The sequence below is a fragment of the Arundinibacter roseus genome, from assembly GCF_004348825.1.
GTDB lineage: Bacteria > Bacteroidota > Bacteroidia > Cytophagales > Spirosomataceae > Arundinibacter > Arundinibacter roseus.
In genome coordinates, this window is sequence record NZ_SMJU01000004.1 from 231,627 (window position 1) to 256,861 (window position 25,235).

At 42.3% G+C, this 25,235-nt stretch carries 22 protein-coding genes and 1 tRNA gene; 5 read left to right on the forward strand and 18 right to left on the reverse strand.

The genetic code is table 11. From position 1 onward, the window contains the following. Positions 1-197: 197 nt before the first annotated feature. Positions 198-1,205 carry a type I glyceraldehyde-3-phosphate dehydrogenase gene (gene gap / locus EZE20_RS07490; RefSeq protein ID WP_132116117.1) on the forward strand — a complete coding sequence of 336 codons (1,008 nt, stop codon included), beginning with the start codon at positions 198-200 and terminating at the stop codon, positions 1,203-1,205. Positions 1,206-1,208: 3 nt separating this feature from the next. Here gap and trmB read toward each other — a convergent pair whose 3' ends face one another. From trmB to EZE20_RS07525, 7 genes are all read right to left on the reverse strand, one after another. Continuing rightward, entirely contained in the window at positions 1,209-1,928 is a 720-nt protein-coding gene (gene trmB / locus EZE20_RS07495) for a tRNA (guanosine(46)-N7)-methyltransferase TrmB (RefSeq protein ID WP_132116119.1), read from the reverse strand. 6 nt (positions 1,929-1,934) lie between these two features. Continuing rightward, entirely contained in the window at positions 1,935-3,227 is a 1,293-nt protein-coding gene (locus EZE20_RS07500; RefSeq protein WP_132116121.1) for a bifunctional folylpolyglutamate synthase/dihydrofolate synthase, read from the reverse strand. Positions 3,228-3,232: 5 nt separating this feature from the next. After that, the gene (locus tag EZE20_RS07505) at positions 3,233-4,150 is read right to left on the reverse strand and encodes a hypothetical protein (RefSeq protein WP_132116123.1); all 918 of its coding nucleotides are present in this window, start codon (positions 4,148-4,150) and stop codon (positions 3,233-3,235) included. Positions 4,151-4,261: 111 nt separating this feature from the next. Then, on the reverse strand, positions 4,262-5,347 hold the full coding sequence (locus EZE20_RS07510) for an HU domain-containing protein (RefSeq protein ID WP_132116125.1): 1,086 nt from the start codon (positions 5,345-5,347) through the stop codon (positions 4,262-4,264). Between the two features lie 39 nt (positions 5,348-5,386). Next, positions 5,387-7,060: a TonB-dependent receptor gene (locus tag EZE20_RS07515; RefSeq protein ID WP_228713628.1), complete on the reverse strand. Its 1,674-nt coding sequence runs from the start codon at positions 7,058-7,060 to the stop codon at positions 5,387-5,389. A gap of 30 nt (positions 7,061-7,090) precedes the next feature. Then, the gene (locus EZE20_RS07520; RefSeq protein WP_132116127.1) at positions 7,091-10,102 is read right to left on the reverse strand and encodes a tetratricopeptide repeat protein; all 3,012 of its coding nucleotides are present in this window, start codon (positions 10,100-10,102) and stop codon (positions 7,091-7,093) included. A gap of 166 nt (positions 10,103-10,268) precedes the next feature. After that, positions 10,269-10,523, reverse strand: a complete 255-nt coding sequence (locus EZE20_RS07525) for a hypothetical protein (protein ID WP_132116129.1) — start codon at positions 10,521-10,523, stop codon at positions 10,269-10,271. 103 nt (positions 10,524-10,626) lie between these two features. Between EZE20_RS07525 and EZE20_RS07530 the strand changes: the two genes are divergently transcribed. Then, entirely contained in the window at positions 10,627-11,562 is a 936-nt protein-coding gene (locus EZE20_RS07530) for a tetratricopeptide repeat protein (protein ID WP_228713630.1), read from the forward strand. Here EZE20_RS07530 and menD read toward each other — a convergent pair. The 6 genes from menD to EZE20_RS07560 form a co-directional block, all read right to left on the reverse strand. After that, on the reverse strand, positions 11,559-13,385 hold the full coding sequence (menD, locus tag EZE20_RS07535; RefSeq protein ID WP_228713632.1) for a 2-succinyl-5-enolpyruvyl-6-hydroxy-3-cyclohexene-1-carboxylic-acid synthase: 1,827 nt from the start codon (positions 13,383-13,385) through the stop codon (positions 11,559-11,561). The two genes, EZE20_RS07530 and menD, sit on opposite strands and share 4 nt — an antisense overlap. Then, on the reverse strand, positions 13,345-14,208 hold the full coding sequence (locus tag EZE20_RS07540; RefSeq protein WP_132116133.1) for a sigma-70 family RNA polymerase sigma factor: 864 nt from the start codon (positions 14,206-14,208) through the stop codon (positions 13,345-13,347). Before EZE20_RS07540 ends, menD begins: the two co-directional genes overlap by 41 nt. A gap of 74 nt (positions 14,209-14,282) precedes the next feature. After that, positions 14,283-16,418 (reverse strand): polyribonucleotide nucleotidyltransferase, encoded by a 2,136-nt coding sequence (gene pnp / locus EZE20_RS07545; RefSeq protein ID WP_228713633.1) that lies wholly within the window; start codon positions 16,416-16,418, stop codon positions 14,283-14,285. Positions 16,419-16,643: 225 nt separating this feature from the next. Continuing rightward, a complete protein-coding gene (rpsO, locus tag EZE20_RS07550) occupies positions 16,644-16,919 on the reverse strand; it encodes a 30S ribosomal protein S15 (RefSeq protein ID WP_132116135.1) in 276 nt (91 codons plus the stop codon). Positions 16,920-17,007: 88 nt separating this feature from the next. Next, a complete protein-coding gene (locus tag EZE20_RS07555) occupies positions 17,008-18,516 on the reverse strand; it encodes an LptF/LptG family permease (RefSeq protein ID WP_132116137.1) in 1,509 nt (502 codons plus the stop codon). After that, positions 18,516-18,908: an START-like domain-containing protein gene (locus tag EZE20_RS07560; protein WP_132116139.1), complete on the reverse strand. Its 393-nt coding sequence runs from the start codon at positions 18,906-18,908 to the stop codon at positions 18,516-18,518. Before EZE20_RS07560 ends, EZE20_RS07555 begins: the two co-directional genes overlap by 1 nt. Positions 18,909-19,124: 216 nt before the next feature. Between EZE20_RS07560 and EZE20_RS07565 the strand changes: the two genes are divergently transcribed. Further along, a tRNA-Met gene (locus EZE20_RS07565) sits at positions 19,125-19,198 on the forward strand. Positions 19,199-19,281: 83 nt separating this feature from the next. Here EZE20_RS07565 and holA read toward each other — a convergent pair. Both holA and EZE20_RS07575 read right to left on the reverse strand, forming a co-directional pair. Further along, positions 19,282-20,304 (reverse strand): DNA polymerase III subunit delta, encoded by a 1,023-nt coding sequence (gene holA, locus EZE20_RS07570; RefSeq protein WP_132116141.1) that lies wholly within the window; start codon positions 20,302-20,304, stop codon positions 19,282-19,284. A gap of 4 nt (positions 20,305-20,308) precedes the next feature. Next, positions 20,309-20,914 (reverse strand): acyl carrier protein phosphodiesterase, encoded by a 606-nt coding sequence (locus EZE20_RS07575; protein ID WP_132116143.1) that lies wholly within the window; start codon positions 20,912-20,914, stop codon positions 20,309-20,311. Between the two features lie 102 nt (positions 20,915-21,016). On the opposite strand from EZE20_RS07575, the gene EZE20_RS07580 reads away from it, so the two are divergent. Further along, positions 21,017-21,529 carry an FKBP-type peptidyl-prolyl cis-trans isomerase gene (locus EZE20_RS07580; protein WP_132116145.1) on the forward strand — a complete coding sequence of 171 codons (513 nt, stop codon included), beginning with the start codon at positions 21,017-21,019 and terminating at the stop codon, positions 21,527-21,529. 77 nt (positions 21,530-21,606) lie between these two features. Here EZE20_RS07580 and EZE20_RS07585 read toward each other — a convergent pair whose 3' ends face one another. Continuing rightward, the gene (locus EZE20_RS07585; RefSeq protein ID WP_132116147.1) at positions 21,607-22,101 is read right to left on the reverse strand and encodes a deoxycytidylate deaminase; all 495 of its coding nucleotides are present in this window, start codon (positions 22,099-22,101) and stop codon (positions 21,607-21,609) included. A gap of 34 nt (positions 22,102-22,135) precedes the next feature. Here EZE20_RS07585 and EZE20_RS07590 point away from each other — a divergent pair, with 34 nt between their 5' ends. Then, the gene (locus EZE20_RS07590) at positions 22,136-23,251 is read left to right on the forward strand and encodes a DUF922 domain-containing protein (protein ID WP_132116149.1); all 1,116 of its coding nucleotides are present in this window, start codon (positions 22,136-22,138) and stop codon (positions 23,249-23,251) included. Here the strand turns inward: EZE20_RS07590 and EZE20_RS07595 are convergent. Continuing rightward, positions 23,248-24,579, reverse strand: coding sequence for an ABC1 kinase family protein (locus tag EZE20_RS07595; RefSeq protein WP_132116151.1), 1,332 nt, complete (start codon positions 24,577-24,579; stop codon positions 23,248-23,250). The two genes, EZE20_RS07590 and EZE20_RS07595, sit on opposite strands and share 4 nt — an antisense overlap. Further along, the gene (locus EZE20_RS07600; protein ID WP_132116153.1) at positions 24,576-25,214 is read right to left on the reverse strand and encodes a TetR family transcriptional regulator C-terminal domain-containing protein; all 639 of its coding nucleotides are present in this window, start codon (positions 25,212-25,214) and stop codon (positions 24,576-24,578) included. The genes EZE20_RS07595 and EZE20_RS07600 overlap by 4 nt, the downstream gene beginning before the upstream one ends. Between the last annotated feature and the right edge of the window lie 21 nt (positions 25,215-25,235).

Sequence of the window (25,235 nt, forward strand, 5' to 3'; positions counted from 1 at the left end):
CTTTATACTATTATTTTTAGTAATCACTAATCCAAAAATTCCTGTTTGCTATCTCAAATAGTACGATAATACTAATTGAGATAGTTAGTATATCCTTTTGTTTGCTAACCCTGTTACTTTACTTTTTCTACTTAGATTTTATTACCGCTCTACGTTTATTTTTATTAATATTGTCCTGTAAACAAATCATATAAAAAATGTCAACAGTAAAAGTCGCTATCAACGGTTTTGGTCGAATTGGTCGTCTTGTTTATCGTCAGATTTATGACATGCAAGGGATAGATGTAGTCGCAATTAATGATCTCACAAGTCCTTCTGCCCTCGCCCATTTATTGAAATATGACACTGCACAAGGAAGGTTTAATGCAGCTGTTACTTCCACAGATAATTCAATAATTGTAAATGGTGAAGAAGTTGTTATTTATGCTGAACGTAATCCTGCTCAAATTCCATGGGGACAGCACGATGTAGACGTTGTACTTGAATGTACCGGTTTCTTTACCAGCAAAGAGAAAGCTGCGGATCACATCACAGCCGGAGCAAAGAAAGTAGTTATCTCTGCTCCTGCCACCGGCGATTTGAAAACCATTGTATTTAACGTAAATCACAACTTGCTTGATGGTTCTGAAACAATCATCAGCTGTGCTTCATGTACTACCAATTGCCTCGCTCCAATGGCTCAGGTTTTGGAAGAAAAATATGAAATTCTGAATGGATTGATGACAACCGTTCACGCCTACACAAACGATCAGAACACACAGGACTCTCCGCATCCAAAAGGTGATATGAGAAGAGCTCGTGCCGCTGCCCAAAATATTGTTCCAAACAGCACAGGTGCTGCAAAGGCTATCGGGTTAGTTCTGCCAAGTCTGAAAGGAAAATTGGATGGATCTGCTCAACGCGTACCTACACTCACAGGCTCACTTACTGAGCTTACCTGTATTGTAGGTAAAGAGGTAACTGTTGAAGAAATCAATGCCGCTATGAAGGCTGCTTCAAACGAGAGTTTTGGGTATACCGAAGATGAAATCGTGAGCAGCGATATCATCGGAATTACCTACGGTTCACTATTTGATGCTACCCAAACGAAGGTTCAGAAAGTAGGCGACACACAAATTGTCCGGACCGTAAGCTGGTATGACAATGAAATGTCCTACGTATCTCAACTAGTAAGAACAGTAGACTATTTCGCAAAATTGATCTAACGATTATTGTACTAACTCCTGGTTCTCAGGAACTATTGAAGCGGCAGCCTTTGGGTTTGCCGCTTTATTGTTTACAGCCTGAATATAATTGATCGTAAATCCTTTGGCTACAAAAACACGTTCGTAATGTGTTTCAATATCATGATGAAACGCCCGAAGATCTGATTGATATAAATCCGAGGTAAATGCTTGAATAGAAAGCACATCCATTGATTTAATTGTATCCAGACTGTATGTGAAGAGCTGAGGATTATCCGTTTTGAAATGAAAGAATCCTTCTGCTTTTAGATATTTAATGTATTTTTTAAGATAAAATGGATTCGTCAATCGTTTCTTTTCGTCACGGTCACGGACGTGCGGATCAGGATGAATAAGCCACAATTCACTAATTTCATTTTCTTCAAAAAACTCATCCAGGTAATTGATTGAAGTTCGCAGGAAAGCAACATTTGTAAGCCCCAAATCTGACGCTAACTTGCTACCACGTGCAATGCGATCGCCTTTAAGATCAACTCCTATAAAGTTTTTATCAGGAAATTTCTGCGCCAAACCTACCGTATACTCACCTTTTCCACAGGCAAGTTCTACAACAATTGGGTTTTGATTTTGAAAATATAGCTCATTCCATTTACCCAAAATTGCGGTGTAAAGTGGTTTTCCGCGTTCAATTACGTTTTCAGCCAGGTTACTAAAAAGATACTTATCTGTTTTACGACGTGTCACTATTCTCTATAATTGGTTTAAATCTGCAACAACAAAAGTACTTCCTCCCACATAAATAGCATCTTCGGCATCAGAATCTTTCAACGCTTCTGCCAAAGCATCATTTACGTTTTCCCGGATTTTTCCTACTATACCTAACATTTTTGCCTGATCAGCTAAGCTTCCGGAATCTAATGCCCGCGGATTAGTAGGCTGACAAAAGTAGTAGATTGCCTCTTTTGGAAAAAGGTTTAGGATATTTTGCACATCTTTATCTGCCACAAATCCAAGGACAAATCGTCGAGCCCTTGCCGGAATTGTCTGGAATTGCTCAATGGTTTGACTTATTCCAGCCTCGTTATGGGCCGTATCACAAACTACAAAAGGAGATTTTTGCAAAACCTGCCATCTACCCAACAAACCCGTTGATCGCACTACACTACGTAATCCAGAGGCAATCGCCTCTTCTGAAATTCTATAAAAGGGATTTTCCCGAAGCTTTTCCAAAGCTGTCAACACTCCTTTTATATTGTTTCGCTGGTAATCACCCTGCAAATCCAACGCATAGACCTTTCGCTCACCTTGAATGTTAACAGTTATTTCCTGATACATTTCATGCTGATATTGGTCAATCACCGCGACAAAATCAGAAGCCCAGGCTACATGAGATTGCTGTTCATCGGCCACTTTCGCAAATACTCGTTGGATATCCTCGGTTTGTTTCTCGCTAATCACCACCGGAATATTTTTTTTGATGATACCAGCTTTTTGAAAGGCAATTTCCGGGAGCGTATTCCCCAAATGGATCATGTGGTCATAACTTATGTTAGTTATTACAGACAAATCCGGCAAGATGACATTCGTAGAATCTAATCTCCCTCCCATCCCTACCTCAATAACTGCTACATCAACTTGTTTCTGAGAAAAATAATCAAATGCCATCGCTACCGTTACCTCAAAAAATGACGGATGAATGGATTCTATGAATTCCTGATGTGCTTGCACAAATTGAGAAATGAACTCCTGATCTATGGGCTCGCCGTTGATGCGAATCCGCTCGGTAAAGGATTTTAAATGTGGCGACGTATACAATCCGACCCTGTATCCTGCTGCCTGCAGTACAGAAGCCAGCATGTGGGAAGTACTGCCTTTCCCATTTGTGCCCCCTACATGAATGGTTCGGAAATTTTTCTGCGGGCTATTTAGATACGTACACAAGGCTTGTGTAGTAGTAAGGCCCGGCTTATAAGCACGGGCCCCTTGATTTTGGAAGATTGGCAAACGACTATACAGATAGTCAATTGCTTCATTATACGTCATAAATACTATTTTGCGCTAATCTTAAAGGTTATTGTTCCCACAGATTCATTAGGAACATTGGCTGCTTTTTGTACAAAAGTCAGGGCTCTGACAGCCTCTTTATATTTATTTATTACTGCATAGTCCGTCACCGTTGAACGTTGCTGAATGACGTTAATCACGCGGCCATTACTCCCAACGATTATCTTAAAAGTAATTTCTCCCGTAGCATCCGAATTATCATTTACCTGCGGCGGTCTTGACCACGCCCAACCGTTCAGATTCAGACCAACGGCGGTTCCGCCACCTCCTCCACCGCCACTGTATGTTTTGGAATACAGGCTACCCGATTTGGCGCCTTTATCCCCAATACCACTTGCGTCATCGCCGTTGTTATTACCACCAACTCCCGATTTTGTTCCGGTTGTACCATTACTACCGGAACTCGTTCCTGTGGATTTTTTAAATAATGCATCATTATTTATCTTTTTTTCAGGAGCCGGAGCGGTTGTGGTTGATGAGCTGGACGTATTGCTGGCTACTTTTTTGGATTCATTCTTCACAGGTTCTTCTACCGGACTATCTACTCTGGAAGTAATCGCAGGTTTTTGCGCTACTTTGGTCGTTGGTTTGACGGGTTCCGGACGGGGTGAGGGTGGTGTGGGACGGGGAGCCTCGGCTTTGCGTTCAATTTTTTCTTCGCCGGCTTTCATGTTTTCGGCGATCTTGGAATCACTCGGTTTATTAAATGTCTGAATATCACCACTTCCTACATTGCTTGTTCCATAATTCACTTCTACAAACAGCTCCATTGGACCCGTTTTTGGCATAGATTCACTGATTTTCATAAAGAAAAAAGCAGTTAAAATCAGTAAAGTTGTAGCAACCGAAATAACCCAGGAAAGGGCAATTCGCTCGCGGTCTTCGGCATTGACAAGTACCATATTCTTCGTTTTTTGGGTATAACGTAAAATTACTCCGAAATCGTGTATATACAAAAAAAGGCCCTTTCGGGCCTTCGTTCAAATATCTAATGTCTGATGTCTGATCTAAAATTATCGTTTGCGGAAAACCCAGGCCTCTGCATTGGTCAAGGCATCCAATTTGCTTTTGTCAGCCATCGCCAGTTTCATATTCTTGTAGCTACCTGCTGACACCTTAATTAATTTACCCGCTTCATTTTCCAGAATCATCGCTTCCTCAAAACCATTCCGGAGTAATTTTTTTTTCAGTTTAACAGCATTTCTTTCTTTTTCAAAGCTTCCGGCAATCAAAAAATATTTTTCCGCCGTGGCTGATTCTGCTTTCTCAAACTCCCTGATTTCTGTACTAACCTTGGAATCTTCGATACCTGTACTCACTACGTTAGCGGCTTCTGTTGGTTCTAAATCAAGCGCAACAATTGGCTCAGTTGGAGCTGTAACGATTGGTTCGTCCACAAAAACAACAACCTCCGTAGGTTCAGCAACCCGTGGTTTTGAAATAGTTGAAATGTATAAATCCTTTACCATGGTAAATGGATTTAACGTACTTAACAAACTATCTGAATCCATGGGTTTATACAGAATACTAACGGAGATGATTGTACCTGCCAATACTGCCGCACTTGCCCATTTAAACCAGGATACTTTTCCAGAAATATTTGCCTGTTTTGTTGTATCGAGCTCAAACACAGTTTCTTCTGAAACAGTCGCAGACAATTCAGCTTCAACGACTGTACCTATAACTTCTTTTACCTGAATGGGTTGCAGGCCGTACCATTCAGCGTTATAATTTTGTGAATAGTCGGGCTCAAAGACAAGTTTACCTTCGTTGTTTGTTTGAAAAACCCCGATTCGCTCAATTTGAACCGATTGCCCACCTTTTAACGCCTGCCATAGCCCATCCACGTATTGACGGATATACTGAGCCGCTTCTTCACGCGCTACCTTTTCATTGACAGATACGTAATAAGCCAATAGCCCATCATCAATTTTCAGTACCTCGTTAAAGGCAAGTCTTTTCCTTGAAGGATGATAGGTCGCATTTACTTCATCATAGTGAGCGCTTACATGATGCGTAAGCAGTCCACCGAATTCGGGGATAATTACACAATCATGCTCAAAAAGGAGCTTTCTGATATACTTGTCGACTTTAATCATTGCATCCGGCAGTTTAACTTAACTTTAACTTAAACGAAGTTAAAAAGAAAAAGATAATCCACCAACAAAATTCAACCCCTGCTGTGGGTAATACTGATACCGCTGATATTGTTTTCCCAGGATATTGTTCAATGAGACAAAGGCAGAGAAGTTCCTGGTTAACAGATAGTCAATCTTCATATTCAGGTCTATAATCGTAGGTAATTTTGTAATTATTCCGCTATCGAAATTTTTTGCTTTTAAACCGCTCACCGTGTAAAGTTCTGAGGTGATAAACAACTTTTTACTTAAAGTAAATGCGTTAAACCAGTTTAACGTAAAGGTGGGACGATGCCAGGCTTCTTCGAGTCCTTCCACATCATAGTTATAGTAGTTAACTTTAACGGAAGTCTTGAACATGTCATTTACGTTGTAGCCCGCCTGCCCCGAAATCGTCAGGACATTGGAACCAAGGCTATCGTATAGAACAGAAAACTTGGAGGTATCAGTCAGCGAGTTATTGAATACATAGAAATTGCCGTACCGGGCATAGGAGACTTTTCCTTCAAAATTAAACCCGCCTGCATTTTCGCCTTTCACTCCTGCGTACCAATCAGATTTCTTTTCGGTGTTGGCCAATATAAAATCCGGGGCAAGCCATTGATTCTCTCCCAACATACTACGAAGGGTATTCCGGACAATATCACCGTTCCAACCGGCAAAAACATGCAGCCCCGGAATCGGAACTACATCAAAATTCAATACCGGATAGGCTTTGGTTTTGTTAATATTAAGGGTGTTGTCCGTCTCATTCACTACGTTGATACCACCGGTTACCGAGAAAAATTCAGAGGTATATTTAAACGTTGGTTTTACTCTAAACAGATTTCGGTTGAACGTTTCGGTATCTACCCGTTGTGAAATGAATGCACCAGCTTCAAACAAGGCATTAAATCCAGTAGCGATTGGAACGGACCCAGTCAGAGTTGTACCCCAATCAATCTCGGAGGCATTGTAACGATCCTTCAAGGTATAAAAACTAGTATTTACGGAGTAATCTACGATTGACGCCGGTTCGGTATTTTCAAAGCCAATGTTAACCCCAAATAGATTGGTTGTTTGGCGAATACTATCCCGATTGATTTCTACGGTTTCGAGCTGTGGCTGATACCCGTAGAAATAGTAGTTTGAACGGGCATATTCCATGCTCCCGTCAACTTTATACGCATTGCGGATGTACTTCCCCCCCAACTTGATTGAAGTGGCTGAATTAGCCGAATTTGCGCCATCCTTTGGCCCTGTGGCTGCCGATTGTTGATTTAGGTGTGCCATAAATACCAGGTCATCCGTGGCGCGGGTACTTACAAATCCTTCTCCCAAAAAGCGGCCATAATTACCAGCACCGAGTTTTAGGAAATTGTTGAGTCCCTCAGGCATTTCCTGGCGATTTTTTTCATCCGAAGAAACCACCGCCACAGGCGTAAGCTTTGGAGATGCTAACGTAATAGCGGGATCAATAAAGGCATAATTCACTTTTTTATCTCCCGAATTTCCCTCTTTCGGCTGCATTTTGTCAAACAAGCGATTGGCCGGTGGAAATTCAATACTTTTTTCTTTTACAATCTCATAGGTCTGACTTTCGATTTCTCCCCGTTGTGCCATAGCAGTACCTGCAAATGAAAATACGGAAGCGGCCGTCAGCAGAATATATGTTTGATTTATTCGTCGTTTCATGGTTGTTTTTGGATAAAGAGCGGAGAAAGATTATTTTTTGTCAATTTCGGCAAGTTTTACTTTGGCAAGTGCCACAGCCTCAACATCCTCTGAATTTTCGATAATGGATTGCAGCGTTGCCTGAGCCTGAGCCTTTTCATTCATTCCCATGTAAATGTCAGCGAGCAAAATGAAAGAACGCACCCGCCAAAAGTCAAAGCCTTCAAATTGTTTGCTGAGATCGAAAACCGTGGCTTCTGCCTCAGGATATTTTTTCTCTTTAAACTGAATCATTGCGATCCAATATTTTGCTTCCGCTCCGTATTCATCTTTACTTGCCGCCGCAATCTTCCTGAATTCATCCATAGCTTTGCCATAATCTCCACGCTCGTAAGGTACTTTTCCACCATACAGTTGCGCTTTCCCAATTCCTCCCGGCACAATATTTCCAACGTTGATAACCTCCCGTGCATAGTGCAAAGTAGAATCATACGATTTAAGGGCATAGTAAGTATCCATCAGGCCAATCCATGCAATCGTTTGTTCTTTTTTATTCTCAGCATTTCGAAGTAAAACTTTGAAGCTGGAAACAGCATTAGAGAAATTGCCTCTCGCAATTTCCAGTTCAGCTGATTTTTGTGCCGCCGCAGCTACGTAGGACGAACGATTGTCTTGTACGACCATCGAAAAGTAACTCAGGGCTTCCTGAACCTCACCTGTTTTTTCATAGGCAGCTCCCAAAAAATATTTGGCGTCATACTGATTTTGACTTTGTGGATAGCCTTCCAGATATTCCAACAGCGCACGAATAGCCTGCGGGTATTTTTCTGCGTAAAACAAATTGCGGGCATTGTCAAATTCTACGTTGTCGAGCTTGGTATTGCCTGGATTATTCTTCCTGACAATGGCAAGTACCTGCGTAAACTCCTCCGGACGACCCACTGCGTTATAACTTTCCTGAATCCCTTCCAACGCGCTTGTCGCCGAAGGGGAAGAAGGATATTCCTGCAAAATGCGCTTGAAGTCATTGATCGCCTGCTCGTATACCTGAATATTATAGTACGATTGTGCACGACGCAGCAAAGCCGCCGGAATAAGAAAGCTTTTTGGCTTTTCATTGATCAAACGCGTAAAGGAACGTACGGCTTTTTGAAAATCATCACTCTGAAAATCAATATCTGCCATTTGAAACATGGCGTCATCCACGTATCGGGAGCCGGGAAACTGACTGATCAGCAGTTCAAATTGGCGTCTTGCTTCCAGAACACGATTCATGTACACATAGGCACGCCCTTTTTGAAAATAAGAATAATCTTTATCAACCCGTCCATTGACTGTTACTTTTTCATAGGTCTGAATGGCCAAATCATAATTTTTCTGGGCAAGGTAGGAATCAGCAAGTCGTACATAGGCATCTTCAATAATTTGCCCATCTACCCCTTCGGTATTTTGGGTAAACTCTTTAAAGTAGGGCAATGCCTGACTATATTTTTTCTGATTATAGTAAGCGTATCCAAGTGCATAAAGGCTTTTTCGTTTAAAAATTGCCGCATTCGGATTTTTGGAAAGTTGTGTATAAATCGGAATAGCCTGATCATATTTTTGCTGGGCAGAATAAGCCTCCGCTTTATAATACGTGGTTGCAATAAACAAATCGTCGGCAACGGGGTACTTCAACGATTTATTGAAATTCTCAATCGCCTGCTCATAGCGCTCGGCATTAAAATCTGCAACGCCCTGATTATACGTCAACCGCTGATACGTTGCATTGATCTGAGGAGTTCTCTTTTTTAGATTCTCGATATAGGCAATTGCCCCCGCATTATTACTTGACCCCGAGTACGCCTCGGCAATTAATTGATTCGCCTCATCTTCATATTTGGTGTTGGGATATTTTGATAAATAGTCATTCAACTCCTTAATCGCCTCATTACTACTTCCTGTTTCAAGTTGCACTTTGGCATGATTATACATGGCCTCTTCCTGAACAATCGCATTAAATGGCAGACGGGCAGCATTGTCAAAAGCGGTAAGAGCAAATTTTGGATTGTTTTCTTTTAAATAACTGATCCCCACAAGATAGGATGCATACTGCGCCACAGAGTCTTTTCCGGGAGCAATATTTTTCAGGTTATCAATGGCGCCCTTATAATTCTCATTTCTAAATTGAGAATGCCCAAAGTGAAGCGCAACTGTCGGCGGCATCGTACCAGGCCGCATGCGCTTATAGCGCTCATAGGCTGTGACAGCACCTTTATAATCTCCTTTTTCGTAGTAAACTTCGGCGACGTACAAGGCAACATCATCCAATTTTGAGTTCCCCCGCTGTTGCGCAAGAATACGTTCACCGTACGTAAGCAATCTATCAAAGTCTTTAAGCTGATACAACGAAGAAACAATCCAATTAGGAGCTTCATTTTTGTAATACGGATCATTCTCAACCCGCAAAAAGTCATCGTATGCTTCCTGATAGCGGTTGTTACGGTAATTTATAACCCCTGCATAGAAGGAAGCATCCGCTGCGTGGGCAAATCCGGTTTCATTTTTTATCTGATTGAGATAGGTTAGCGCCTGATCATATTGCTGTAAATTATAATATGACATCCCAAGTTGATAGGTACTTTCCAAACGCTTGGCTGGATTTCCTGTCAGCTGAACCGCTTTTTCAAGGTACCCAATCGCTTTTTGATAGTCGCCGGCTTCGTAATAAAACGTACCTAAATCCGAATAAATGAGCTGGGCTTTGGGATGCTCGGCATGGCTTCTGACAAAACGATCTACCTGAACTTCGGCCTCAGGATAATTGAGGTACAGGCCCGTAACAGCAATGTAATATTCAGCAGTAACGGCATTGTAATCACTTGTGGAAAGCAGCTTATCCTGATTTTTGAGATATTCGCCGAACTCCTGACGGGCTGCCACGAAGTTTGATTTTTCAAAATATTCCAGTCCGTTGCGGTAATGAGCCTCAGGCTCGGTATATCCCATGGTATTTTGGCCCCGGGCAGCAAGCGCGGTACACCCTAGTATTCCTAGTGCAAGAAGACTACGTTGTATAAACATAGAGGTGAAGTTGGTAAATTGGTTATTGGAAGATCAAATTTAGATTTTGTCATGTAGTTATTCAAACTTCATGCCTGACTGCTATGGGCATTTACTTACCGTAATAAACGTTTTGATACCCAAAACCGTATGATTCTACTTATTACTTTACTAATTTACTGATGTATTAAAATAGCAGATTATTACGCTCCATACTTTCCTGAAAATCCTGAAACATCGTACCAAAGCGTTCAGTTACAGAAGATACAAAAGTTGAGTCGAGCAGTGCGTCAATGTCCTCTATACCTCCCAAATCCGTTTCGTCGATTTTGTAGATTTGTTCAAACATCCTGCCGGCTTCAAACTTTATGATATATTTACCATTCCATTGGTAAAGGCTTATCTTATATTGACTATGAGGCATGTCTTTTACGTATCGCATTGAAATTCAATTGTTTATGAGATTTATATCTATTTTATTTCTTGGCTTTTTTTATTTAATTGCCTGTAATTCAGTCGACAAAGAGGACGCCTCTTTGTTTTTCTTGAAAGGCAATGTACAACTTACCGCGAAAAATTACGAGCAGGCAATACATTATTACGATGAGTCAATTCTAAAAAATCCTGATTTTGCCGATGCCTATTTGAACCGTGGTCTTGCTCTTTTGGCCACTGATAAAACCGAAGAAGCACTCAGCTCTTTATCAAACGCTATTGAAAAAGATGACGAACTTTTTCCTGCCTATTTGGCTCGCGCGGAAGTATACAACCGTTTGGCTCTGTGGGAAAATGTGGAAAAGGATTTGGCTGAAATTCAAACGTTGTATGCCGATTCTTCTCAATTTCATTTGATCAGAGGTAATTTTATGGTGGGTAAAAATAATTTTTCCAACGCCCTTGCTGCTTATGATCGGGCGATTACACTTAATCCCGGCAATGTGGAAGCACTCGTAAACCGCGGAGCTGTGTTTTTTGAGAACAAAGAGTTTGAACTTGCCGGAAAAGATTTTGAACAAGCGGTACGGTTAGATCCCAGGCAGGTTCAGGCGCTGAATAATTTGGGACTGCTTGCCTCACGCCAGCAAAATTGGTCGGCTGCCCTCGCCTACTTCGACCGGGCCCTATCTGTCAATGCGGTTGATCCATTCACACTTAATAATAAAGGATATGTACTTTTGCAAACAGGCAAACTTGACGAAGCCCAAACGCTGATCAATCGCTCTCTGAGTAATAAGGCTGACAATGGGTACGCCCTGCGGAATTTGGCCCTGTACTATCAAAAGAAAAAGGATTTGATCAAAGCTATCGAAATTTATCAGAAGGCCATAGACCTGCAACAATCCGTTGAATTGCTTTTCGGCTATGCGGGTGAAGCATATTTTCTGAATGGAAATAAAATCGAGGCTTGTCGGACCTGGTCTACCGGTGTAACGCTCAAAGACAGTCTTGCCATCAATTCGCTCAATAAATATTGTAACTAATTTTTCTTTACCATATTTTTCAATTCCTTCATCACACGTACATTTTCTTCGGCCTCTGTTTTGATTTCAAGCAAAGCGATTTTCGTGCCTGACCTAAACGTTTCCCATATTTTGGGCAATGCTGTCCACTCATCTACATGCAGGTAGTCAAGTCCCGAATCTTCCGCTGTCCGCTGCGCAGTATACGAATGCTTTGTCTCGAAAAACGTTTCCAATTCGGGCTGTTTTGCAGGCCCATCAATCATACGAAATATGCTTCCACCCGAATTATTCAATACGATTATTCTAAGATTATCGGGTAATGTTTGGAGCATTAATCCATTTCTGTCGTAAAAAAAAGACACATCGCCTACGATAAGGTAAACAGGCAGGCCTGTCATAAAGGCTGCTCCAATTGCCGTACTTACACACCCATCAATTCCACTAGTTCCCCGGTTGCAATACACTTCAACACCCTCATTATCAATTCCTAAAAAATTCGCATAACGAACCGACATGCTGTTACCCAAATGAAGAATTGACTTTTGAGGTAGATTTGAAAGTATAAATCTTACAGCTATAAATTCATTTAACAGTGTTAGATTACCTAAATAATCATTCATTTTACGACGCACGCGTCGGTCTTCGCTTAGCCATGCTTCCAGAAATTGCTCTTCCTGTTCATTCTCTCCATGTTGGACAAAACGTTTATAGTCGATTTCTTCAAACACCTGTGAAAAGAACTTTTGCGGGTTCATTGGGATGTGTTTGGTCAGAGTTTGAAAGGTATCAATGATATGCGAATCTTCCGAAATATGCCAGTGTTGCTTTGGTGGATTTCTTCTTAAAAACAGTTTTAAATTCTTGGAAATAAACGATTGCCCGAGAGTAATAAGCAAATCAGGTACAAGCTCTTTCGGAGGATCATTCGTCAGGAAAAGATCTTGCCTCGCGATGCTTTGCTCGTGTGGCGAGAGATTGCTTATAACGTCTCCCAATACGGGAATTCCAAATTCCTGAGTGATTTTTTGTAAACTCTGGTTTAATTCCAAATCAGGTGCCATCTGCCCCACAGCAATCAAAATTCGGGGGGAATCTTCCCATTCGTCCAAAATGGAATGCCATATAGTTCTATCCATCTGTGCGAACGTTGGTGTACGTTCTATTTTTCGGATTTCAGGCGAGGCAACTGCCTTTTCATCTTCGGTCGGATAGAAAGGCTCCCGGATTGGTACATTAATATGTACAGGCCCAAAAGGTGCGCTCCTTGTCAAGAGCAGTGCTTCGTTCACAACACGATTGATGAACCAACGCGAATCTTCCACAGTATAGTCTGCCGGAAGTGTGACCGACTCTTTCACGTGCTTCCCAAAAATTCCGGATTGATAGATCGTTTGTCCATCATGCTGATGAATCCATTCGGGTGGGCGGTCAGCCGTGAGTATCAGTAAGGGTACATGCTGGAAAAATGCCTCCGTCACGGCAGGAGCGTAATTATAAGCCGCCGAACCGGAAGTACACACCAACACGACCGGATGCTGCAGCTGTTGCGCCATACCCAATGAAATGAAGCCGGCTGAGCGCTCATCCATCACTACGGTACACTGTATGCCCGCATGTCGGGCGAAAGCGAGAGTAAGTGCGGCACTGCGGGAACCGGGTGAAATTATTGCCTGACGGACTCCATGTTCATAACACAATTGAACCAGATCAAGTAGAGGTTGTAGAACGGCCATGATGCTGTGGGGATCAAAAAAAAAGCCTCCTTTGACAGAGGCTTTCAATAAATAATGAACGGGATTATTATCCCAAATAGGTTTTAAGTGCTTTGCTGCGGGATGCATGCCGAAGGCGACGAATGGCTTTTTCTTTAATCTGCCGAACTCGCTCGCGGGTCAGGTTAAATTTCTCACCAATTTCTTCGAGGGTCATTGCGTGCTCTCCGTTCAAACCAAAGTACAGGGCGATTACGTCTGCTTCACGCTGAGTCAGCGTGCAAAGGGCACGTTGCACTTCCTTGCGCAAAGATTCATTGACAAGTCCCGAATCAGGCTTATCTTCCAAATCATTTTCCAGTACATCAAGCAAACTATTTTCTTCACCCTGAACAAAGGGAGCATCCATAGAAACGTGACGACCGGAAATCTTCATGGTATCAACTACCTCAGAAGATGAAATTTCCAGTACTTCTGCCAGTTCTTCGGGAGAAGGCTCGCGCTCAAAGCGTTGTTCTAATTCTGAAAATGTTTTCGAAATTTTATTGAGAGATCCTACCCTGTTCAGAGGAAGACGTACAATCCGTGATTGCTCGGCCAAAGCCTGCAAAATTGACTGACGAATCCACCAAACGGCGTATGAAATAAATTTAAAACCTCTTGTTTCGTCAAAACGCTGAGCAGCTTTTATTAATCCCAAATTCCCCTCATTAATCAAATCTCCAAGGGATAATCCCTGATTTTGGTATTGTTTAGCAACCGAAACCACAAACCGGAGGTTTGCTTTGGTCAATCGTTCCAGAGCCAGCTGATCGCCATCCCGAATCTTTTGAGCCAACGTAACCTCTTCGTCAGGTGTTAACAAATCCACCTTTCCAATCTCCTGTAAATACTTATCAAGGGATTGGCTTTCCCGGTTGGTTATCTGTTTACTGATTTTTAGCTGTCTCATCTATATAATATTGTAAGTATTAAGTGTATAACGCATTACTCGGCAAAATCATTTCCTATTGGAAAAATAATATATTAAGAATTTTTATTTTCCGGTTTGGGAAGCAATACTTTGCGAGACAAACGGTACTTTCCAGTCTTTTTATCAACATCTACCAGCTTTACACGCACTTCTTCGCCAACTTCAAGTACGCCTTCCATGTTTTCAAGCCGTTCCCATTTAATCTCAGAAATGTGCAATAAACCATCTTTGCCAGGCATGAATTCTACAAACGCTCCGAAGGGCATAATTGTTTTTACCTTGCCTGAATACTCTTCCCCGATTTCGGGTACGGATACGATTCCTTTGATTCGGGCTACGGCTTTGTCCATCGCTTCTTTATTTGCTGAAAACACGCTTACGTATCCGGCGTTGTCTTTTTCTTCAATAGAAACGGTTGCGCCGGATTCTTTCTGAATATCCTGAACAACTTTCCCACCGGGACCGATAACGGCACCGATCATTTCACGCTCAATCTTAATGACGATTGCACGGGGAGTATGTGGTTTGAGGTCTGGACGGGGAGCCGCCAGTGCTTTGTTCATTTCGTTCAAAATGTGCAGACGACCTGCTTTGGCCTGCATGAGTGCTTCGGTCAATACGTCAAACGACAAACCTTCCACTTTCATATCCATTTGGCAAGCCGTAATTCCCTGTGCCGTTCCGGTAACTTTGAAGTCCATATCTCCCAGGTGATCTTCATCACCAAGGATATCCGAAAGTACCGCATACTTTCCGGTTTCAGCATCTGAAATCAGACCCATCGCAATTCCGGAAACAGGAGCCTTAATGTTAAGTCCGGAATCCATAAGGGCAAGTGATCCAGCACAAACGGTCGCCATTGATGAAGAACCGTTTGATTCAAGAATATCAGATACAATTCGGATCGTGTATGGATTTTCGCCTTCGGCAGGAAGTACTTTCTTCAAGGCGCGCAGGGCAAGGTTTCCATGTCCTACTTCACGACGTCCGGGACCACGGTTCGGTTTTACTTCACCCGTAGAAAATCCGGGGAAGTTATAGTGCAGCATAAATTTGCTGTACCCAAACTTCATGGGTGTATCAATAATTTGCTCATCCATTTTGGTTCCCAGCGTCACTGTTGTGAGCGACTGAGTCTCGCCTCTTGTAAAAAGTGCAGATCCGTGAGCGCCTGGCAGAAAATCTACTTCCGAAATAATGGGACGAATCTGATCGAGCTTGCGGCCATCAAGGCGCACACGCTCGTCCAGCACCATCCGCCGAACGGCTTCTGATTCGAGATCGTGAAAATATTTCTTCAAAAGTGCAGAATCAATTAGTTCCTCTTCACCGATTGTGGTCTTGAACTCTTCCAGAACTGCCTTGAAACCATCTTTACGAACCTGCTTGTTGTTTGATCCCTGCATGGCAACGGCATAAACTTTGTCGTAGCAAAAAGCACGAACCCGCGCTTCGAGCTCAGGGTCAGAAGGATCACCTTCGTAGCTGCGCTTTTCAGTTTTGCCGACGGCTTCTTCCAATTCCTTTTGTACGGCACATTGCAGCTTGATTACATCATGCGCTATGCGAAGGGCATCAATAATTTCTTCTTCCTGTGCTTCGTTCAGCTCACCTTCCACCATACAAATATCTTTTGCTGTGGCACCTACCATCAATTCCAGGGATGCACGAGCCAAATCAGATGTTTTTGGATTCACCACGTAGTTCCCGTCGATTTTTGCCACACGAACCTCAGAGGCAGGACCGGCGAAAGGAATATCAGATACCATCAGGGCAGCTGACGCAGCCAAACAGGCAAGCGCATCAGGCAGTACTTCGGCATCTGCCGAAATCATCATAATGTTTATCTGTGTATCAGCATGATAATCAGAAGGAAATAATGGACGCAGCGCACGGTCTACGATCCGGCAAACGAGTACTTCATGGTCACTCAGCTTTCCTTCGCGGCGCATAAAGCTACCGGGAATACGACCTGCCGAGGCAAATTTTTCCTGATAATCGACTGAGAGTGGAAGAAAATCGACTCCCGGCTTGGCTTCTTTATTGGCAACTACCGTGGCAAGAAGCATAGTATCACCCATGCGTACTACGACCGAACCGTCAGCCTGCTTGGCTAGTTTACCAGTTTCAAGTGTGATTGTTCTGCCATCAGGTAGAGTAATTGTCTTTGTTACGACATTAAACAGCATAAATTGTTGGATTGTTGAATGAAAAACCGCTTTTAGATCCGCTTTTATTTTGACTTTGGTATTGATTTACTAGTGTAGAAAGTACGATAGGATGTGTATATATCCGCTTGTAGAAAGAAAAAGTTATAATTATTCGTAAAACAAGTAGTCTATCATTTTAATAGAGAATAACGACTAACAAAAATCAGGGAATTTACATTCCTGTAAATTCCCTGATTCATTCTGCTACTTTCTAAGATTAAGTTCCGCAATGATAGCGCGGTAGCGGTTGATATCCTTTTTGTAAAGGTAATCCAGTAACCGTCTACGCTTACCTACCATTTTGAGAAGACCCAAACGGGTATCATTATCTTTCTTGTGCTTTTTCAAGTGCTCGGTCAAATAATTGATCCGATACGTGAAAAGTGCAATTTGCGATTCGGCAGACCCGGTGTCGTCAGATGATTTTTTGAAACCCTGGGTTCCGAAAATCTCTTTCTTCTTGTCCGTGGTTAAATACATGATTGTAACAACAGATTAAATTAAAAATTTTATTTAAAAACAGCCGCAAAAATACGTCTTTCCTTTTACAACTGCAAATTCATTTTGATCAGGAAGCAAGTGGCTCTGATTTTGCAGAAAATCGGTGTATGATCCGGGCTTTCATTTTTGCGAAATACATCTGATAGACATCTTTTTCGAAAATTCTGGAATCGTTACGCGCCTTCTCAATGAAGTACAACCCAATCGCCAGCAAAACGGAATTGGCAATCCATGCGCCTAGTGTCACATCTATTTGATCATCCTTTACGTACTTATCTGCCTGTATTGTCATTACGTACATTAGAATGAAAAAAATAATCGAAATAAGTACCGGCACGCCAAAACCACCTTTTTTGATAATTGCTCCCAAAGGCGCACCGATGAGCAACATCACGAGGCAGGAAAAAGCCTGTGTGTATTTATGCAGTTTTTCCAATTCGTACGCATTTCCCTCTTTTCTTTTGTTGGTCAAATACTCTGCATTCGATTGGGCAAAACTTCTGACGCTATTTGCAGCGCTCTGCGCATTGGTAACCAAGACAGCCCGAACACTATCGCTGAGCGGCTTGGCCAAAAGAGAATCTACCCAGGGACCTTGTTTGAGCTTTGCCACATAGTCGGTGCCAACACGAAATTTATATGAAAAATACTGTTGACTATTCGGAATTAGGTTTTTCTGCGTGCGTTCAAAGTCTTTCCTCAGCGAGTCGGTTGTGAGCGTCAGGTCTTCAATATTTTTCATAAACTGATGATATTTGAACATTTCCTCATCGGTTCGTTTCATACCGAAGGATTCCATGCTCACCACCAGCTTATAGCTATCAAAGCGATTTTGCATAAAATTGGCATTTCCCATGCCATTAGATGCACTTGAAGATGTAGAATAAGCTACCGATCGGGTATTGGTAGCATTTTGCACTTCCTGATAATTATTGCCGCTAAATAGTTCAATAACCAGGTAGCTATCATCATTAATAGTATAGATTTTGCCGGAATCGGCCAATATCACCTGATTATTTCCTGAATTATTGTAGTTAACATCATGCTTATAGATAATCATACCCTTCATCCGGACTGCATCAAGCTTTTTATCCACTTTAATACTGTAGCCGGGAAGATCATTGTAGAAAATTCCCTCTTTGATCTTCATCGTTGCCTTGGAGGTTTTAATATCCCAAAGAATAGTATACCCTTTCAAATTAGCCCAGGGAACTACCCGATCATTGAAGAAAAAAGAGAAAATACTTATCAAAACAGCCACCACAAAAAGGGGCATCATGATTCTGATCACGGACACACCGGCACTTTTAAGAGCGGTGAGCTCGAAAAACTCACCTAAATTCCCGAAGGCCATCAGCGAAGAAAGCAGCATTGCCAACGGAAGGGCAATTGGAACGGTGCTCAGGGCGAAGAAGAAAAACAGACGGGCATAATCCGTTATTCCAACATCTTTGGAAACAAAGTGATCGATATAGGCAATCATGATCCGCATCAGGAAAATGAACACCACTACTGATAACGTGATGATGAAAGGTCCCCAAAAAGATTTTAATACCAGCTTATCAAGCTTCTTCATTAACTACCAACTATTTCTTTAAGACTATCCATTAATCCATCCCAAAGCGAAGAAAGTTCCTCTTCGTCCATAGTTTGAGAATAATCAACGATACGAAGGTAGGTAGATTGCGTCAGATCGCTTACTTCGAGTTTCATTTCAATAAAATTCGAGTCTTCGAGTACATCATTATTCCCTTCAAACTCGTAGCGAACGGCCTTATTTAGACGATGTGCTGTTTGTCGCGCATAATGACTGCTGCCATCCCATTGAAAATCGAAACGCTGATCGGGCAGTACGCGAACCTTCTCGGCAAACCATTGTTCGAGCCCGGAAGCTGTGCTTATGTAAGGAAAAAGTACTTTTGGGGAAGACCGTAGCTCATATTCCGTAATAAATTTTTGCTTTTCCATAATTTCATAAAAAGTTTAGATCTTAAAAAAATCCTGCTTTGCATTTCTATTGCCAGGCTAACAATCAATCAATTATCCTATCTATTGATAGAAATAAAAAGGAAAAAGACGTCCCTGAGCGCCGCTTTGATTGATTTGTAATTTAGACTTATGCTACGAAATAAACAAAATTTGTTGCAGTATATTTTTTTTTGGCCTAGCTTTGCACCACAATTCGGCGGGGTAGCTCAGATGGTTAGAGCGCAGGATTCATAACCCTGAGGTCGGCAGTTCGATCCTGCTCCCCGCTACTAGTTTAAAAGAAAGTCCCTGACAGAGTTTTTTGTCAGGGACTTTTGCTTTTTGAGGCTCTACTAGCAAAATAAGGCAACTCTCAGGGATGAATGATTCGGAACACAAGATCTTTGAGCAATTCGCCTTCGGTAGTAGCGCCCCCCTCGACACCTTTCAGGCGGGCGTCCGTTTGCCGCAATGTATGAATGATCGCTGCCAGTGCGTAGACCGGGTAGTTACGGGCGGCATGAGTATAATCTTTTACGAAAAAAGGATTAACTCCTAACAAAGACGCTAACCCCTGTTCCGAACGGTCCGGCGCAACGTGGGTCATGAGCACTTTACTGAAAAAATTATATAAAATAATCACCATCGGCGCCAGGGGATTGTCTTTGGGATTGGAAGCAAAATAATTGGCAATTCGATTGGCCTTTAATACATCCCGATTGGCCAACGCTTTCTGAAACTCAAACACATTGTATTCTTTGCTGATGCCAACGTACTGTTCAATCAGGGTAGCATCGATTCCTTCACCGGCTTTCAGGTTGATCAGCATTTTTTGAATTTCACTTACCAGTCGTTTGAGGTCATTCCCAATATTATCCACCAGCATCTGAATCGCTTTCGGACTGATTTTCACGCCATGCGAATGGCAGAAATTGGTGACCCATTCGGGCAATTTGTTGTCATACAGCCGTTTACTTTGCACAACTGCCCCGTGCTGATTCATGGCCTTGATAAAGGTTTTACGTTCGTCGGCTTTATCATGAAAACAGAACACAAGGACAGTACTTGCCAGCGGATTCAGTGCGTATTCTTCCAGTCTTTTCTGATTTTCTTTCTGATCAAAACCCGACAGCTTGTGTGCTTCCTTGACAAGAATCAGTTGACGTTCGGCCATAAAAGGATAACGCCTGGCATATCCCAACACACCAGTTATGTCGGTATCTTTTCCATAAATCACAAATTGATTAAACCCTTTTTCTGATTCTGAAACAACCCTTTTTTCCAATTCCTCAGCTAATAAATCAATATAGTAGGGTTCATCTCCATATATAAAATAGAGCGGTTTTATTTTTTTTGCCCGAATTTCTTTCAGGACAGCTTCCGGTGTTAAGGCCATGTGATCAGGGCAAAGTGTTTTCTAAAATAAAAAAATGACACTCCTGCTGCAAAATTGGGTAAAATGCATGGAAGGCCGTTTCATAGGCTGCAAAATTAGTTAACAGTTCGTTTTCTGCCCCCCGTAACGTTTGCAAAAAGGCAAACCGATTGGCCAACCCATCAAACGAGCGTTGAATACCAGCGACATCCTTATAATTATAAAGCCAATTATGGCGAATCATCGCATCAACCATCGGCAACATTGCGTTCGGAATCAAATACTGATGTTGACGAATTCGTTGGTAGGAAGTCTCGACAAACTCCGCAAGTTCCAGCTTGTAGTAGTCAGAAAAATGATTAGCCAGAAAGTAATCAAAATATATGTCCAGAATCACTCCACCAACTTTTGGATGCTTCTGATTCAACAGACTTTTTGCTTCCCTGACAACTGAATGCGAATCAGTAAACGAATCGATAAATCGGTGAAGCCGGATACCGAGAGTATAATCTGTCGACCATAGTTGGGTTCGTTCCGGTGTCAAAGTACCTTTTATGAAGTCTCCGGTGTAGTTTCCCATCATCACAAGCGGGCGGTCACCGGACAACGCAATATGTGCTAAAAAATTCATCAATTAGGGGTTTATGGCAATATCTCGTAGTTTTGTATAAATATCAGTAAGCGTTAAAACGTATTATCGCTTCAACAACAACACTTTTATCTTACCAAGCAAATGATTATCGAAAAAAATAAAGTTGTAGCGCTCGCCTACAATTTGAGTATTCCTGATGTGGACGGAGAGATGAATCTCGTTGAAATCGTCAACGAAACCGACCCTATGTATTTTATTCATGAAATGAGCGGTTTACCCGAAAAGTTTGAAGAACAACTATCCGGACTTTCCGTAGGTTCAACTTTCGATTTTACCATAGAGCCCGAAGAAGGCTACGGTGATTTTGACCCAGAAGCAGTGGTTGAACTTCCAAAGTCTCTGTTTGCTATGGAAGGTGTTGAGCAGGACGAACTTCTCCTCGTAGGCAATATCATCCCGATGACCAACGAAGAAGGCGAGCGCCTTCAGGGACAGGTTATTGAAGTGGGGGAAGAAAATGTTGTGATGGATTTTAACCATCCGCTCGCCGGCAAAACCATGCACTTTGAAGGTAAAGTACTCTCCATCCGTGAAGCCACTGAAAGTGAGCTCGAACACGGACACGTTCACGGAGAAGGTGGAGTGGAGCATTAAATATTTTTGGAGTTTGCCCGGCATTTCTTTACCTATTTATATGAAGGAATAAGAAAAGCCGGGCAAACTCTCCCCTATTAAAGCACTAGTCCATGTGTACTTGTGCCATACTGACTTACCTCTACACCAAATTTTTTAAGGAATTCAACACCTTCCTCCACTCCAATTCCTTTGTAGGCTGCATACGAATCAAGATATAATACCTTACTTATTTTCATGGTAAATATAATCCTGGCACAGGCAATGCATGGAGCCAGGGTTACATAAAGTGTTGAACCTTCGATATTTGATCCATTTTTTACGGCATATAAAATAGCATTTTGCTCAGCATGTAATGCCAATGAACAGCTTCCTTTGGAATCGCGGGGGCAGCCTGTTTCAGAAAACTCTTCATCGCAGTTGTGGGTTCCGGACGGAGGACCGTTATATCCAATTGAAATGATCCGGGTATCTTTTGTCAGGACTGCTCCAACCTGTGCCTTGATACAATGAGATCTTTTTGCTAAATTTTTTGCCAATTCCATGTAAATATCATCGAAATCTGGCTTGGGGTTCGTTATAGATTTACTCATAGTTGCTCATAAAGGCATGCAAATTAGACAAAGGATGGCATTCATTCTAATAAATAACCGAAATTGGCTCAGGCTACTACCGCTCCTGCTGCTTTTCCTGGTACAAATTGCCGGGAAAGCGCAGTCAGTTCCAACCGCTAATTTACAATTTCAAAAAGAGAAAATTGCCCTGGCCAATACACGCTCTTACTACGTTTTGGATGTTATCGACAAACGAAAACTGAAACCAAATGAACTGGGAGAGATTAATCTGCTGGGAAAACCGAACAACCTGGTCATACAACCCACTCTTGCACGTGCGCTATATGATTTTTGGTCAGGCTCGACGCGCGTCCGAAATGAACTCAGCGTACCACTTGAAATTATACTTGAAGATGTCTCTGTAAGTGAAAAGCGAATTGCTCCCAATAAAATAGCCGGCGAGTTAAAAGTTCGGGTTTCGTTTCAGTGGACACGTTCCATGGAACCGCTGCATTTGACCACCTACCAATCGGCAAGTACGTATACCCGACCGGAGGGTAGTTACGATCATGAAGTGGTATTTCGTCGCATGCTTACGGGTGCTATCAAGCACTTTGATTCCTGGATTGGCCAGAATGATGGGAAAAACCCTCTTTTGGCCCGAGGTGTAAAACTCGTGTTTGATGAGGTCGACTATGCTGAAAAGGGTGATACTGTATTTTATAAACCTTCCAGAAAACTAACCTGGGAAGATTTTCAGGGATCCTATAACCGGCCCGGGAGCAAATATTCAGCAGCAGTATTTTCCAGTTTATCGTATGAAGGTGGTTCACGAATGCGGAATAACTTGCTGGAAATACGAATCTCTTTAAAAGTATTTATGGTCAAAAGCATGTCGTGGGGAAGGCCCGAAGCCCGCAACACCTACACACTTTCTCATGAGCAACTGCACTTTGATATTACCCGAATCGTTGCCGAACGATTTAAAGAGAAGTTAAAAAAAATGGATCTGACCATCGAAAATTATGATAGTCAGATCCAATATGAGTTTCTGGAAACCTTTCGGGAGTTAAATACCGAACAGGAAGCCTACGATGGACAAACGAGTCATGGACTAAATTCGACGCAACAGGCTGAATGGCACCGAAAAATTAAGGCTGAAATCGCCCGGATTTATCAGGGCACCTAGGCTAATTGTTTCTTTTTGCTGCTTACCAACCAATCCGGCTTGTTCGTCACCACATTGGCTTTCAACTCATTAAGCATCGAATACAAACCAAAGTACGTACGGTTAATATACAAGCCATGCTGCGAACCACGGGCAACCTTTGAGTTTTTCAGTGCGTCTACTTTTGCCAGATCATCCGCAAAAGCATACACAGAATCAAAATACGTTTCGTCCCCGAAATCAAAGGAATCAACTGCAAACGGACGGCCCAATAAATCAATCATGGTTTTGAACAAATCTGAAAACATCCGGCGTTCGCTTTCTGTATCCGTGTCAACCAAAAATTCAAGGTTGTAAAAAATTCGCTCCGTTTTGGCCTGATCTTCCACTGTATCAGGATTGATGAGGGCAAAATAATTTTCGTAGAAAAAATCAGGAATGACCTTTACGCACCCAAAATCAATCACGCCCATTGTGCCGTCGGCCTGCATCAGAAAATTACCCGGATGCGGATCAGCATGTACCTGCCGGAGTTGATGCACCTGAAAATCATAAAAATCCCACAAAGCCTGACCAATTTTATTCCTCACGTCCTGCGAAGGATTAGTCAATAAAAAATCTTTCAGGTGTTGCCCATTGAGCCAATCCATTGTTAGAATCCGATTGGCCGAAAACTCTGGATAATAAACTGGAAACTGCAAATTGGGAATATGCGCACAGGCTTTTGAAATTTCCATCGACCGTCGCAATTCCAGCTCATAATCCGTTTCTTCCAAAAGTTTGGATTCTACTTCGCCCATGTAGCGTTCAATGTCGCTTTCGTTCAGGTTAAACAACCGAACCGCCATAGGTTTCACCATTTTCAAATCTGAGCTGATGCTGTTGGCCACGCCAGGATACTGAATTTTGACCGCAAGTTTTTTACCATTCAGCGTCGCTACGTGCACCTGACCAATAGACGCCGCATTCAGAGCTTTTATTTCAAAGGAATCAAAAAGCTCATGAGGCGCTTTTCCAAAATAATTTTTGAACGTCTTTACGACCAACGGTCCCGACAGCGGAGGTGCTGAATACTGCGACATTTGGAAGCGATCTACGTACGCTCTTGGCAGCACGTTGCGATCCATGCTCAGCATTTGGGCAACTTTCAGCGCCGAACCTTTCAATTGGCTCAGCGAATCGTAAATGTCTGTGGCGTTGTCAAGATGCAGTTCATCTTTGGTGAATGCAGGATCCACCATTTTCTTGACATTGTATTTCAGGTAATTCCCCCCAATTTTTACACCTGTTTTCACAAACTGTGTTGCACGCGCAACTTTGGAGGTGGGTATTGATTGTTGTTCTTTCATGGCCGACGATTTTGGTACACAAATTTGGCGAGATCCAGCACGGTATCTACCACCGATTTTCCCATGAGATCAAAGGAAGTATTTACCATTTTTTCAATGGCCGTATCCGAACTTTCAAAACCCCGACTTGTGTCTTTAATCCAGAAATCCAGAATATACAGGCATTGCAGCCACAGGCCATCGACGTAACGATCTGAAATAACGGGGCGAATGACGACTTCTTTACTTTCGCGTCCTTCCAGAACAATCTCGGTGGCATAATTTTGAAATCCGTTTTTGAAAGCGTGCAATACGCCAACGTGCCGGGCCACGGGCTGTGGCAAAGATTTGTAACTATAAACCACAAAACTCCTGTCCTTTTTCAGAATTTCTATAAGGGTATAGTAAAATGACAGAAACTTTTCCCGGACCGAGTAGCCCGCGTAGACTTCGTCAGATTCCAGGGTTTGCAGCGTATCTTTCAAATAGCCCAGCCAGATGTCCGAATCAATCGATTCAAAATTATTGTAGTATTCGTAGAACTCTGCTTCGGGAAATTTTAATTTTTTAGTAAAAATATACACCGACGGGGGTTGAGTTCCGTTTTCGAGGACATAATCTTTGTATGCCTTTTGGATTTTTTCAATCTTTTCCATAGTATATCAATAACCAAAGGT